The sequence below is a fragment of the Desulfosarcina sp. genome (genome assembly GCF_046496365.1).
Classification (GTDB): Bacteria; Desulfobacterota; Desulfobacteria; order Desulfobacterales; family Desulfosarcinaceae; genus Desulfosarcina.
The window spans coordinates 1-14,547 of sequence record NZ_JAWOHB010000154.1; the positions used below are offsets into that span (position 1 = coordinate 1).

Annotated in this window: 10 protein-coding genes and 1 other RNA gene; 9 read left to right on the forward strand and 2 right to left on the reverse strand. The window is 55.7% G+C overall.

What is annotated here, in order from left to right:
- Positions 1–469: 469 nt before the first annotated feature.
- On the forward strand, positions 470–682 hold the full coding sequence (locus tag R6V78_RS15275; protein ID WP_410290238.1) for a dodecin family protein: 213 nt from the start codon (positions 470–472) through the stop codon (positions 680–682).
- A 73-nt stretch (positions 683–755) separates the two neighbouring features.
- On the opposite strand, the gene htpG is transcribed toward R6V78_RS15275, so the two are convergent.
- Positions 756–2,690, reverse strand: coding sequence for a molecular chaperone HtpG (gene htpG / locus R6V78_RS15280; RefSeq protein ID WP_410290239.1), 1,935 nt, complete (start codon positions 2,688–2,690; stop codon positions 756–758).
- A 740-nt stretch (positions 2,691–3,430) separates the two neighbouring features.
- Here htpG and R6V78_RS15285 point away from each other — a divergent pair.
- The 8 genes from R6V78_RS15285 (at position 3,431) to ssrA (ending at position 13,967) form a co-directional block, all read left to right on the forward strand.
- Complete coding sequence (locus tag R6V78_RS15285; protein ID WP_410290240.1) at positions 3,431–7,528, forward strand: hypothetical protein; 4,098 nt, start codon at positions 3,431–3,433, stop codon at positions 7,526–7,528.
- A gap of 258 nt (positions 7,529–7,786) precedes the next feature.
- Complete coding sequence (locus R6V78_RS15290) at positions 7,787–8,521, forward strand: FadR/GntR family transcriptional regulator (protein WP_410290241.1); 735 nt, start codon at positions 7,787–7,789, stop codon at positions 8,519–8,521.
- A gap of 73 nt (positions 8,522–8,594) precedes the next feature.
- Entirely contained in the window at positions 8,595–9,368 is a 774-nt protein-coding gene (locus tag R6V78_RS15295) for an ABC transporter ATP-binding protein (RefSeq protein ID WP_410290242.1), read from the forward strand.
- Between the two features lie 18 nt (positions 9,369–9,386).
- Positions 9,387–10,523: a branched-chain amino acid ABC transporter substrate-binding protein gene (locus R6V78_RS15300; protein WP_410290243.1), complete on the forward strand. Its 1,137-nt coding sequence runs from the start codon at positions 9,387–9,389 to the stop codon at positions 10,521–10,523.
- 91 nt (positions 10,524–10,614) lie between these two features.
- Positions 10,615–11,526, forward strand: coding sequence for a branched-chain amino acid ABC transporter permease (locus R6V78_RS15305; RefSeq protein WP_410290244.1), 912 nt, complete (start codon positions 10,615–10,617; stop codon positions 11,524–11,526).
- A complete protein-coding gene (gene livM / locus R6V78_RS15310) occupies positions 11,510–12,736 on the forward strand; it encodes a high-affinity branched-chain amino acid ABC transporter permease LivM (protein WP_410290245.1) in 1,227 nt (408 codons plus the stop codon). The genes R6V78_RS15305 and livM overlap by 17 nt, the downstream gene beginning before the upstream one ends.
- A gap of 15 nt (positions 12,737–12,751) precedes the next feature.
- On the forward strand, positions 12,752–13,459 hold the full coding sequence (locus R6V78_RS15315; protein ID WP_410290247.1) for an ABC transporter ATP-binding protein: 708 nt from the start codon (positions 12,752–12,754) through the stop codon (positions 13,457–13,459).
- Between the two features lie 155 nt (positions 13,460–13,614).
- Positions 13,615–13,967: a transfer-messenger RNA gene (gene ssrA, locus R6V78_RS15320) on the forward strand.
- A gap of 24 nt (positions 13,968–13,991) precedes the next feature.
- On the opposite strand, the gene R6V78_RS15325 is transcribed toward ssrA, so the two are convergent.
- A partial coding sequence (locus R6V78_RS15325) for a site-specific integrase (protein WP_410290246.1) occupies positions 13,992–14,547 on the reverse strand: 556 nt, incomplete at its 5' end.

A 14,547-nucleotide genomic window follows, 5' to 3' on the forward strand; every position in this document is an offset into this window, starting at 1 on the left:
GAAAACCCAATGGGTTCGGGTCCTGAATGCTGAACCATCCGTCGATGACGGATACCAGGTTGAGATACTATCTGGTTTTCAGGCACATTTCAATGCACCGCCTGCAATGGCTCAGGGCCCCGTAAACGTCCGGGCCTAAACGCTTAGGCGTCATGAAGAACCGTGAACACGGTTGCCGTGTGCCCCTAAAGGCAGCTTGGGCCATGGAGGTTTGCCACGGCCCTTTTGCGTGACCCTGGACAATGCCCGATGAAATATCCTTGACCGGCCGGCCGACCCAAGATATTCTGTCCCCATAAGTTTCCATCCCGATTGGGTCGCGCCTGTCCTTCAATTGTTGCCGTTTTTGCGAACCGCTCCGTCTGAACCGCCGCCGCAGTTTCTACGACCCGAGGATCGCTCGTTGAAATGAACGGCTTGTTTCAACGCCATTGCATTTCATTAACCGTCAACCGAAAAGGGGGAAATCATGGGTGAAAGTGTCTATAAAGTAATCGAATTGGTAGGAACCAGTCCCAATTCATGGGAAGAGGCAGCCAAAAATGCAGTCGAAACCGCTTCCAGGTCATTGAAGGACCTGAGGGTGGCGGAGATTACCAAGCTGGATATGAAGGTGGAAGGGGGCAAGGTAACGGCATATCGCTCCCGGGTAAACCTGTCTTTCAAGTATGCCGTGGATTAAATTCGTATGGCCGGTCATGGCGCCATCCGGGCGGCCCGGCACCGGCCCGCCCGGATGGTTTCACGCTTCCGTTTCACCCCATGGCCCGGGACATCAGATCACCCACCATCTTCGAAAAACGGGACGGATTATCCAGTTTTCCACCTTCGCTGACGACGGCCATGTCAAATAAAAGTTGGCTGTATTCTTTCAACGCGGGATTGTCCCTGTCGTTCTCAAATATGGTTTTGATTTTTTCCACCACCGGATGGTCCATGTTCAATTCAAGAACACGCTTGACTTCGGGGGCCTTCTGCCCGGACGCCTTAAGCAGCTTTTCCATGTAGGCGCTCATGTCCCAGGTGTCTCCGGAGAGGCAGGCTACCGAATCTTTGAGACGGGAAGAAGGCTTGACTTCCTTGATTTTGTTTTCAAGCTGCCCTTTGATGAAACCGAACAGGGCATTGTAGGCTTCCTTTTTGGCCTCATCCACCTTTTCCAGATCCAGATCACCTTTTTCGGCACTCTTCAACGGCTTTCCGTCATATTCGGTCAGAGACTGCGCCACCCATTCGTCCACCGGGTCGGTCATCAGCAGCACTTCAAAATCCTTCTCCTTGAGCTTTTCAAGGTGGGGGCTGTTGAGCAGGGCTGAAAGCTTGTCGCCGGTGATGTAGAAGATCTCCTTCTGGTCGGCCTTCATATTTTTGACATACTCATCCAGCGACACCCACGTGTCCCCGGATTTGGTGGTCTTATAGCGGGCCAGGGGGGCGATTTTATCCTTGTGGGTCGGATCGGTGTAGATACCCTCTTTCAACACGGCACCAAATTCATCGTAGAACTGATTGTATTTCTCCGCATCCATTTTTCCCAGCAGATCGAAGAGCTTTTTCACCAGATTTTTGCGGATATTGAGCACCAGCCGATCCTGCTGCAGGATCTCGCGGCTGACGTTCAGATTCAGGTCGGATGCGTCCACCACGCCTTTCACGAAGCGCAAATATTCAGGCATCAGCTCCTTGCAGTCGTCCATGATAAACACCCGCTTGGAATAGAGATGGATACCGTGGCGGCGGTCCGGGGTGAACAGGTCAAAGGGGGCTTTGGACGGAATATACAACAGGGCGTCGTACTCGGTGGTTCCTTCGAATTTGAGATGGAGCCGCTCCATGGGCGGGTTCCAATCATGACTCAAATGCTTGTAGAACTCTTCGTATTCTTCCTCCTTGACATCGCTGGAACTGCGGGTCCAGATGGCCTTCATTGAGTTGAGGGTCTCTTCGCGCATCACTTTGCGGGTGGTGGCGCCGATGGGCTTGCCATCCTTGTCCTTGATGATCTCTTCATCGGGAAGCGGCTCGTCGCGCTCAACCTCCATGGTGATCGGATAGCTGACGAAATCGGAATGCTGTTTGACGATGCTGCGGATCGTCCATGCATCGGTGAAATCCTTTTCGTCTTTCTCCTTTTTTTTCAATTCCAGGGTGATGGTGGTTCCCCGGGTGGTTTTGCGGGTCTCCTCGACGGTGTAGGTTCCGTCTCCGGTTGAAACCCATTTTACCGCCTTGTCGGCGTCCGCACCGGCAGCCCGAGTGACCAGGGTAATCTTGTCGGCGACCATAAAGGCACTGTAGAAGCCGACACCGAACTGCCCGATTAGCTCGGGTATCAATGCGTCCTGACCCTTGGCATGTTCCAGGGCCTCCAGGAAGCCGGCAGTGCCGCTCTTGGCGATGGTGCCGATGTTCTCCAGGACCTCGTCCCGGGTCATGCCGATGCCGTTATCGCTGATTTCAAACGTCTGCTTGATGGCATCGGGTTTCAGTTGAATCTTGAACGCTGTGTCGTCACTCAGAATGGCCGTATCGGTCTCCGCCTTGTATCGGACTTTGTCGATGGCATCCGATGCATTTGAAATCAGTTCCCGCAGAAAAATGTCCTTGTTGGAATACAAGGAATTAATAATCAGATTGAGAATCTGCTGTACTTCGGTCTTGAATTGATGGGTTTCCTGCTTGGGTTCCATGGGCTCTCCTGCGCGTCCGCTTATAAAGCTTTTATCAATGGTTATAATTAGTTCGACCGCAACGATGAACAATTATGGGTGCGATTTGCCATTTGTCAAGGCACAGAACCCGGTTGAATTGCCGATATATGCGTCAATTGCAGGGAACTGACCACCGGCAGGGGTGAGAACGGACCGTGTTCAAAACCTGCAACCAAATTTATTCATATAATTACAATATGTTGATTGACTATTTGAATGCTTTCCGACCTCCGGTTCAAAATTATAAACTTTTGAAAAAAAACGTTTTTCCATTCAATATCAATAATTTAAATAATTATTTGATCCTGCCGGGTTTATTATTTTAAACAATTCCCGCTGCAAACCCGAATTGGCCGCGCCGGGGATTGAGACAATGGAGATGGGTAAAACATAAAATATCCTTTAAATGTTGAATAATTTTAATGACTATAGGGTTTTTTAAAGTCAAAAATTGATTTTGGCAGGCTAATTGCTTTTGTCTAATGTCAACCTAATAATTTTTTCATCTTTCTCCTCCTTAACGGTTAATCGGCCTCATCCCGATTAACCGTTTCCTTTTTGAGTCCTCGAAATAAATTTGCAAATCCCTTTCCAACAAGTTAAAACGATCTTCCATTTTATGAATGGTTTTTTGGCCCTGACGAACTGAATGCCGTTAAGGCACATGTGGGTGAAAATTGGATCTCAAGACAATTTTTAGATTTCACCCGGGAGGTGCCATGAATCGCGCAGTATCGGTGGCTTCTTTCCATTTTTTTCTACTTTTGCTTAGCATCGTCACGTTCGCGGCACCGCTGCCGGCGCTGGACATTCCCGCCTCTCTGGAACCCTGGCGAGCGTGGGTGCTTCACGGCACACCCGAGCAGCAATGCCCCCCCCAGTTTGACAATGCCGCCATCCGCAGATGCTGGTGGCCCTCGCAGCTGGCTGTTGATGTGGGCAACCAGGGCGGCCTGTTCACCCAGACGGTAACGGTGTACGCCCCCTCCTGGGTGACCCTGCCCGGTGATGAAACCCATTGGCCTGAATCGGTAGCCGGCGGGGCGATCGATGCGGTGGTGGGGCGCAGCGGGCGGCCCTGCATCTGGCTGGAGCCCGGGGAATACACCCTCAAAGGGTCGTTTGTCTGGAACACGTTGCCAGAAATGATCCAGGTCCCGGCTGAGGTGGGCATCCTGTCACTGACGGTCGACGGCCGGGAAATGGTCGAACCGGACCTGGATATCAGCGGCCGGCTCCGGCTCCATGGCATGGGCAAAGCCGATCGACCGGAAGATACCATGACAGCCACTGTTTTCAGGCTGATTGAAGACGATATTCCCATGCGCCTGACCACCCGGATCCTGTTCCAGATCTCAGGTCGAATCCGGGAAATCCGGATGGCCTCCCTGCTGCCCAATGGGGCAACGGTGATGAAAATTGACAGCCCGCTGCCCGCCCGTCTGAATCCAACGGGCGACCTGCTGCTCCAGGCTCGACCCGGCCGCTGGGATATCCGGGTGACCGCCCGACTGGAAGGTCCGCAAAACAGCCTTTCCACCGGAGCCAGCCGCCATGGCGATGAGATTTGGTCCTTCAAGGCTTTTAACCACCTGCGGATGGTCAGGGTATCAGGGGCCCCGCCGGTTGAACCGTCGCGTACCCGGATGCCCGACGAATGGAAAGGTTTTCCAGCCTATCAGCTCAGCGCCGGTGACGTCCTTAATTTCGAAGTCATCCGCCGGGGCGACCCGGATCCGGCGCCGGATCAGCTGAATCTGGCGCGCACCTGGTGGCTCGATTTTGACGGCAGGGGTTTTACCATCCATGACCGCATCAACGGCACCTTGAGCCGGACCTGGCAGCTCTCCATGGGTGACCCCATGCAACTGGGGCGGGTGGCGGTAGATGGTCAGGATCAGTTGATCACCCTCCAGGGAGATCGACCGTCGCCAGGCGTTCAACTTCGTCGCGGTCAACTTTCCCTGGAGGCGGACAGCCGCCTGTCACGCACATCCGCGACACTGCCGGCCATCGGTTGGGATCACGATTTCCAACATGTCCGCGGTGTATTGAACCTGCCTCCGGGCTGGACCCTGTTTTCCGCCGCCGGAGTGGATGTTCCCCCGGGCGCCTGGCTTCAGCGCTGGACCCTGCTGGACTTTTTCATGGTGCTGATCATTGCCGTCAGTGCCTATAAGATTCGCAGCCGCGCCACCGGCCTGCTGGCTTTGGTGACCCTGATCATGACCTTCCACGAACCGGGTGGGCCGCGTCAGGTATGGCTTCATCTGCTGGCGGTGGCAGCCCTATTGAAATATCTTCCCGACGGCTGGTTCAAAACGGTTGTCAAATTATGGGGCGCGGGCGCGGTGGTTGCCCTGGTGGTGATGGCCCTGCCCTTCATGGTGCAGCAGGTGCGCACGGCCATCTATCCGCAATTGACACAAGCCCGCAATGGATTCGACAACATGGCAGCTCTTTCGGGAAGCGACGCTGCCTTTGAAAGCCAGATGGCGGCATCGCCCGAGCCCGCTTCAAAAAGCAAGCGTGTGCAAATGGCGGCGAACATTCGCCGGCTGTCCGATGGGTCTTCCCCCTCCCTAAAGACGGGGTTAGCATTGGATCCGGACGCCCTGATCCAAACCGGACCCGGTCTGCCGAAGTGGCAGTGGCGCTCCATGCCGCTTCGCTGGAACGGACCGGTGGACCGCGCCCAGCAGATCCGCCTGTGGCTGGTTTCACCGACCCAGAACCTGATGCTTGGATTGATTCGGGTGGCCCTGCTTTTTCTGCTGATTTTGGCTTTTCTGAACCTGCGCAACTGGCGCCGACACCTGCCGCCACGGCTGGCGGCCGGTAAGACTGCGCTGCTTGCCGTGCTCGTTTTCCTGGCACCGATCCCGCTCCTGCGGGCCGAAACCGCAGGAGCGGGCTTTCCACCGCAACCACTTCTGGAGGAACTTCAGCGGCGACTGCGCGAACCGCCGACCTGCATTCCCCAGTGTGCCGATGTGAGTCGGCTGGAACTGACCGCCACCCCTGACCAGCTTCGACTGATCATGCAGATGCATGCCCTGGTCGACACGGCCATCCCCTTGCCCGCCACCCTGGAGACCTGGCGTCCTGACCGCATCACCCTTGACAATGAACCGGTAAAAAGTCTTTCCCGGGACGATCGGGGCACCCTGTGGATGGTTTTGCCCCAGGGCGTTCACCAACTCAAGATGACCGGGCCGCCGGGTGATGCCGATGAAATCCGCATCTCCTTTCCCATGGTCCCCCATATGGGCACCTATGCCGGGGTGGGATGGCAGGCACGGGGCTTTGAACCCAACGGCAGCATGGACGCCACCATTGCCCTGACCCGTGCGCAGCCAAGCAACAGCCCATCTTCGACCGAGAACCTGAAAACCGACGCACCTGCCTTTTTCCATGTGACGCGTACCCTGCAACTGGGAATCCAGTGGGAAGTAACCACCCATATTCAGCGGATCACCGAACCGGACAAACCGGCGGTGCTTTCCATTCCGCTGTTGAAAAATGCATCGGTGACCACGCCCGGCATTCATGTGAAGGATGGATTGGCACAGGTATCCCTGGGCCCTGAGGTGATGGAAGCCCAATTTTCCTCAAGCCTTCCGATTACCCCGACCATCCACCTGGCCGCACCGGAAAAGGTGCCCTGGACAGAGACCTGGATACTGGATGCCGCAACTATCTGGCGCTGCAGCGTTTCCGGCATCACGGTGGTTCACCATCAGGATGCCGGCCTGAACTGGCAACCGCAATGGCGCCCGTGGCCGGGAGAAATGGTCCGCATTGAGGTAGTCCGGCCCGAAGCGGTATCCGGACGCACCATCACCGTGGACCGTGCGCAACTGGTGCTGACCCCGGGGCAACGCCTCTCCCTTGGCGTGCTGACCCTGGATATCCGGTCCAGCAAAGGCGGACACCACCAGATCGCGTTGCCGGGGCAGGCCAACTTGCAGGCGGTTTCGTTAAACGGCCGGAGTCTGCCCATTCGCCAGGACGGCCAACTGGTGACCGTCCCATTGGAGCCGGGGGCTCAAACGGCCATCGTTGCCTGGCAGCAACTGAACGATTCGTTGGCCCGGTTGCAGGGTCCCCGGGTCAACGTGGGCGCAAGCGCCGTCAATGCCGAGGTTACCTTTCACATGCCGAACAACCGCTGGATTTTGTTGACTGGCGGGCCGACGCTGGGACCTGCTGTCTTGTTCTGGAGCTATGTCATTGTCGTGGCTCTGGTGGCAACGGGCCTTGGAAAAACGACCGTCACGCCGCTTCGCACACGCCACTGGCTGCTGTTGGGCCTTGGCCTGACCCAGGTGCCCGCCGGTGTGGCGCTCATCGTGGCAGGCTGGCTGCTGGCCTTGGGATACCGCTGCCGCAAGGCACCCTTGAAAACGTTTACCTTCAATGCCGCCCAACTGCTGCTGGTACTCCTGACAGCCGCAGCCCTGATCGGCCTTTACACCGCCATCGAGCGCGGGCTTCTGGGCATACCCGACATGCAGATTGCCGGCAACCGATCCACACAGGTTCAGCTCAACTGGTTCCAGGACCGTATTGAAGGAACCATGCCCACCCCATGGGTAGTGAGTCTGCCGCAGTGGATCTACCACCTGCTCATGCTGGCATGGTCGCTCTGGCTGGCCTTCAGTCTCGTGTCCTGGCTGCGCTGGGGGTGGGGGTGCATTTCCAAGGATCGCCTGTGGGAGCCCGTTAAATGGCGCCGTAAAGCCAAACCGAAAAATGGCGGCAAGACGCCGGAATCGGAGCCAGAGACGCTGCAACCGCAGACGCCGCTCCCCTGAAAAGAGTGGAAACCCCTGCCCATGCATACCTGCGGGGCAGCTTTCCGGGCTGGGAGAAAAAGCGGTCTCAAATATGCGCGTGGTTAACGGGATGCATAAACTAAATGCCGTTTTGAAATAAAAATCATCTTGACAGTTTAAATCAATTATTATAAATGGTCGGACCATTCCGTATGACGATCATTCACCGTTTCTGAGTGTCGGTTCAAGGCGCTCTGGTTACATTTTAAAGTCACCCTAGGATCGAGCTGCCGATCAATGACCCAACTGTTTCGCGCTGCCAGACAAAACCGAATTTTCCAGGATGTGGTCGAACAGATCCAGGAAGCCATCATCGAAGGCCGCCTCAAGGCGGGTGATCGGCTTCCGGCGGAGCGCGAACTCAAAGAGACGCTTCAGACCAGCCGGAGTACCCTTCGCGAGGCCCTGCGCGTTCTGGAACAAAAGGGGCTCATCGAGATCAAGTTGGGTACAGGCGGCGGTGCAGTGGTCAAAACGGTGTCTGCGGATCTCGTCTCCGAAAGCCTGGATCTGCTGATTCGCTCCCATCAGGTATCCCTGCGGCAGATCGCTGAATTCCGGGAGCGGGTGGAGGGCGATGTGGTGGTTTTGGCCACGTCGAGAATGAAAGAGACTGACGCGCGTATTTTAAAAGCACTGTTGAATGAAGCCCGCATGTGCGTGGATCGGGGTGCCGAGGCGGTTTCCGATTTTCTCACCGCCGACAAAAACATCCACCTTTACTTCGCCAAAATCACCGGCAACCCCATATACATTTCCATTCTCAAGACCATTCATGAAAACATTCGCCGTTATTATGACGAATTTCTGGTTATGGCGGAACCTGAAATGAATGAAAATCTTCAGGATCTTGAAGATGTGGTCAACGCCATGCTAAGCGGAGAGGCTGAAAAAGCGGCCCGGATCGCCAGTACGCATGTGAGGCGCTTCAACGGCTACATGGAAATACGGGAACGGCAGCACAAGGTGTGATTCGGCGGCAGCTCGCGGGATTGGCGCCGGGTGGGACGCGTCACGATTTCAAAACAACAGACGGTTGGGTGTTATGGCGAATTTAGAACTGGACAAAATAACGGTAAGATTCGGCGGACTGGTGGCTCTGTCCCAGCTGAGCTTTACGATCAACTCCGGCGAGATCGTGGGCCTCATCGGTCCCAATGGTGCCGGCAAGACCACGGTGTTCAACGTGCTCACCGGCGTCTATAAAGCCAACAGCGGCAACGTGCGCTTCGAGGGCAACAGCATTTTGGGTAAGCGGCCGCATGAGATTTTCTCAAAAGGTGTGGCGCGCACGTTTCAGAACATCCGCCTCTTTTCGGCCATGACGGCGGTTGAAAATGCCATGGTGGCTCGGCACTGCCGCTCCAAAAAAGGGGTGGTGGGCGCCATCTTCCGAACCTTTTCCCAGCGCAGGGAAGAAGACCAGATCCACGACAAGGCAATGGAAGCGCTCAAATTCATGGGCGTAGACCGGTACGCGGATACGGTGGCCTCCAACCTGCCCTACGGCCTGCAGCGGCGACTCGAAATCGCCCGCGCGCTGGCCTCTCAACCCAAGGTGCTTTTGCTGGATGAACCGGCCGCCGGAATGAACCCAGCGGAAAGTTCGGCCCTGATGAAGGATATCTCCCGGATTTGTGAACTCGGGATCGATGTGCTGCTGGTGGAGCACGATATGAAAGTGGTCATGGGCGTGTGCCATCGGATTGTATGTGTTGACCATGGTGTCAAAATCGCCGAAGGGACCCCGGAGGAGATCCAGTCCAATCCCCAGGTGATCGAGGCCTATTTGGGTCAACCGGCAAGTCAAAATCATTAATAACAGGAGGAGTTTCAAATGAGGAAAAAACTGTTCGTCGCACTGGTACTTGGCCTGATGGTCGTCCCCTTTATCATGGGAACGGCGGCTGCAAAAACCCTGAATATCGGCTCCATGAGTCCGCTGACCGGCCCCTATGCCTCAGACGGAACGGACATTAAAAACGGCGTGCTGACCGCCATTCAGGTCTTCGAAGAGGCCGGCGGAATGCCCGGCTATGACAAGATCGAGCTGTTTCCCCAGGATACTGCCTGCGATCCCAAGCAGGCCGTGGCCGCGGCCAACAAATTGATCAACCTGGAGGTCGTCGGCGTTATCGGCGCCTACTGCTCCTCGTCCACCATCCCGTCCTCCGAGGTTCTGGCCGAAGAGGACATTCCCATGCTCACCCCGGCCTCCACCAACGAGCAAGTCACCGACCGTGGCCTGCCCTACATGTTCCGCCTGTGCGGCCGTGACGATGACCAGGCGCCGGCTGCCGCCAGGTTCCTGAAAGAGCAACTCAAAGCCAAAACCGTCTTCATCGTCGATGACAAGACCACCTACTCCCAGGGTCTGGCCGACGGCGTCAGCAAGGCCTGCAAGGAACTGGGCATCGAGGTTGTCGAGCACGATCACGTCAACCAGGGCGACAAGGACTTTGCCGCCGTGCTGACCAATGCCAAAGAGGCCAATGCCGACGTTTTCTACATGTCCCTGCAGGGCTTTTCGCCGGCCGCCCTGATGACGCTGCAGGCCAAACGGCTGGGTATGACCTCCCAGATCGTTACCCAGGACGCCGTGTTCCAGCCCAAGTTCATGGAAGTGGCCAAGGAAGCTGCCGAAGGTGTTTACCTGACCTACGGGTTCACCGATACAACCACCCCCGAGTACAAAGCCTTCGAGAAGATTTATGTGCCCAAGTACGGCCCCATCGCCGCCTACGCCACCTATGCCTATGATGCGGCCACCGTGCTTCTCCAGGCCATCAAAAAGGCCGGCTCCACCGATCCGGCCAAAATCAAGGCCGAGATCATGAAGATGGATTTCGACGGCGTCGCCAAACGGATCAAATTCAAGGCCAACGGCGACTCCGGATCGTCCTACATCGCCTACAAGGTAGAAAACGGCCAGTTTGTTCCCTACTGGGCGCCTGATAAGGGGCTGCTTAAATAAACCGGTAATGTGACGTGACCGCTCGGCCATGGTGACCGGGCGGTCACCGTTATCGGATCCACCGCAAGCGCCAATATGAAAAGCGATTTCTATGGAAACTTTCATTCAGCAATTGATAAACGGCATCACCCTGGGTGGGCTGTACGCCCTGATCGCTCTGGGGTACACCATGGTCTATGGTGTGATCCAATTGATCAACTTCGCCCACGGTGAATTTTTTGCAACCGGTGGATATGTCGGGGTTATCCTGCTCAGTTTTTTTACCGGACTGGGCTACATGGACACCCACCCTATTCTCTGCCTGGCCGCCGCCTTTGCCCTGACCATGGGGTATTGCGCCTTTCTGGCCGTGGGCGTTGAAAAAGTGGCCTACAAGCCCTTGCGGCGCCAATCCCGCCTGGCCGCCCTCCTCTCTGCCCTGGGCATGTCCATCTTCCTGTCCAATGGGCTGATGCTGACCCAGGGGGTCTATGACAAAGCCTATCCCGGCGAGTTGTTCCAGGGCGGTGTCAATTTTGGAAATATCACCGTCGGGTATCTGCAGATGATGATCGTGGGCATGACCATCTTCCTGCTCTTCGCGCTCAATATCCTGGTCTTCAAGACCAAGATCGGCATGGCCATGCGGGCCACGGCCCAGGACAAGGTCATGAGTTCGCTGGTCTCAATCAGCAGCAACCGGATCATCTCCCTGACCTTCGCCATTGGTGCAGGACTGGCGGCCGCTTCCGGCATCATGGTGGGCCTTTACTATGGCTCGGTTCGTTATGACATGGGTTTTCTGCCCGGCATCAAGGCCTTCGCTGCGGCTGTGTTGGGGGGGATCGGCAACATCACCGGCGCCATGCTGGGGGGATTGATCATCGGCATGGTGGAAATTTTCGGTGCGGGATACATTTCCGGCCAGTATAAGGACGTATTTGCCTTCATTATCCTGATCTCCGTGCTCTACTTCAAACCGACTGGAATCATGGGCGAGAATATCGATGATACACGAGTTTAAAAAAGTCTGGAAATCTTACACCATCGGATTGCTCTGGCTGCTGGGTCTGCTTTGGCCCCTGTTGGGTATTCACCCGGACGGCACCCTGTCTTTCGACACAACCTTCACCGTATGGCTGTACATCGCCGTGGGCACATCAATCTGCCTGCTGCTTTACATTCTCAACAAAAGCGGGAGCCTGGATGCAATCAGCCGGCCAGTGGCCGGCCTGCGCGACACCTTCGGCCGGGCATCGAGCAAGGTACCCAACTGGGTCTGGATGATCATCCTGCTGGCCATTGCCTTCTGGTACCCCTTCTTCACCGGACGCTATGCCCAGGACGTGGCCACCAATGTGATGATCTATATCTGCCTGGGACTGGGTCTCAATGTGGTTGTCGGGCTGTGCGGGCTGCTGGACTTAGGCTACATTGCCTTCTATGGCGTCGGCGCTTACACATATGCCCTGCTGAACATCCATTTCGGCATGTCCTTCTGGATCTGTCTCCCCATTGCCGCCGCGTTGGCAATGATTGCCGGCTGCATCATCGGCTATCCAACGCTGCGCATGCGCGGGGATTACCTGGCCATCGTGACCCTGGGTTTCGGGGAGATTGTCCGCATCCTGCTCAACAACTGGATGTCGCTCACCAACGGGCCCAACGGTATCCTCGGTGTCAACCCCCCCAGCATCTACATCCCCAGCTTCGAAGGTGGGTTCAGCCTGGAGCTGCTCGTCCTGAAAAAACTGCATTACCTGTATTATGTTGCCCTGTTCCTGGCCATCGTCACGATCATTTCGGTCCGGCATCTTAATTTCTCCAGAATCGGCAGGGCTTGGGAATCCATCCGTGAAGACGAAACCGCAGCTGAGTTGATGGGGGTCAACACCTTCAAGCTCAAACTGCTGGCCTACGCCATGGGAGCACTTTTTGCCGGGCTGGCCGGTGCATTTTTCTGCGCCCGCATGCGCTTTGTCAGCCCGGAAAGCTTCACCTTTCTGGAGTCGGCCATGGTACTGAGCATGGTCGTCCTGGGCGGAATGGGTTCCATCCCCGGCATCATCCTGGGTGCCGCCGCCCTGATCATCTTGCCCGAGGTATTCCGTGAATTTGAAACCTACCGCATGCTGGTCTTCGGCATGTCCATGGTGGTGATGATGCTCTTCAGGCCTGCCGGCCTGATTCCGGCCAAACGGATGGGCAAGCGGGGAGAAGAGGGGGAGGGATAGATGGCCGATCAACCGATTCTCGAACTGAAAGAGGTCTATTCCAGCTACGGCAGCATCAAGGCCCTTAAAGGGATTTCGCTCAAGGTGTTTCCGGGGGAGATCGTGGCCATCATCGGTGCCAACGGTGCCGGTAAATCCACCACCTTGATGACCACCTGCTGCGTGATTCCCATCGACAAGGGTGAGATCTGGTATAATGGGACCCGAATTAACGGCATGGCCGCTGAAACCCTGCCGGTATCCGGCCTCTGCCAAGTCCCGGAAGGACGGCGGATATTTCCACGCCTGACCGTGGACGAAAACCTGACCCTGGGCGCTTTTTTCCGCAAGAACCAGCCAGCCATCGAGGCCGACCGGCAACATGTCTACAAGCTGTTTCCGATCCTCAAGGATCGCCATAGACAGCATGGCGGAACCCTTTCCGGCGGGGAGCAGCAGATGCTTGCCATCGCCCGGGCCCTGATGGGCCGGCCCAAGGTGTTGTTGTTGGACGAGCCATCCCTGGGCCTGGCACCGCTGATCGTCCAGCAGATTTTCGATATCATCAAAGACATCAATCAGAAGGAAGGTACCACCATTTTACTGGTCGAACAAAATGCGAACCTGGCCCTGCAGACCGCCTCCCGGGGCTACGTCCTGGAAACCGGCCGCATCACCCTGGAGGACGATGCCAAGAAACTGCTCGTCAACCCGGAGATTCGCAAGGCCTACCTGGGCGAATAGAGCTCGCGCAGCCCGATCAATCACCCGAGATTTCAATTGCCAACGCCTCTGATACCCGGTAACAAAGGGCTTTCAGAGGTGTTCGGTTTTCCAATGTGGCTTGACATCAAGGCCCTGAAGGGTTACTATCAGTCCAACATGTTCTTTCACAAATTGGGGGCGAAACGGCTTCGACGGGGATAAAGAAGCACCGATTGCATGCCGAGTTCCTACCGTCTCGTAAAACTGGTGGGAAATAAACATAATCGCAGACGATTATAACTACGCCGTAGCAGCTTAGTGCTACCGTTCTACCGGGTTTCTCCCGCGGACCTGGATAGAACGTCGACTAGTGGGATAGCCGAATCTGAACTCCTGTTACAGTAACGGCGAAATTTTAGCAGGATAGCCTTTGAAGTACCCTGCCTGATGGAGACTGACCAAGGCGAAACTTAGAGATCAGGATAAGCATGTAGAGATTTGTGTGGAATGTTTTCGGACGCGGGTTCGACTCCCGCCGCCTCCACCATTATTTGTTATTATTTTCAGATACTTACGATTTACCGCCACCTTCCTCTGGTAGAATCCTGGTAGAATTCCAAGCGTTTTCAAGTTTTTCTCCATCATCTGGGGCAGGCACATGCCGGTAATAATGGTCCACAATCATCCTGGTTGTGGTATGGCCGACCTGTTTCTGGACGTAGCTCATCCGCTCATTATTATCCATTGCGTTCGTGATAAATGATGCCCTGGTGTCTTTGATGCTGATGCGGGTTGTAATACCCAATTTTTCCAGGGTCGGATTGATGACGCATCCATTCATGGTGTGCCGATGGATGGGACGCCCCTGTTTATTCAGAAACACAAAATCGTCCCCATTCCCTTTCCATGTCCGTTCCCGCTGTTCCTGCAATGATTCCATCATAAATTCAGGAATCTTCACGTCTCTGATGGAACTCTCCGTTTTCGGCTTCTTGTAGTCAATCTTACCGCCTTTGAGACGGACCAAATTTCGCCGTATCTTTACCACACCCTTTGCCATATCGATGTGCTTCCATTTCAATGCCGACGCTTCCGCAACACGGATGCCTGAAAAGAACATCAGGATA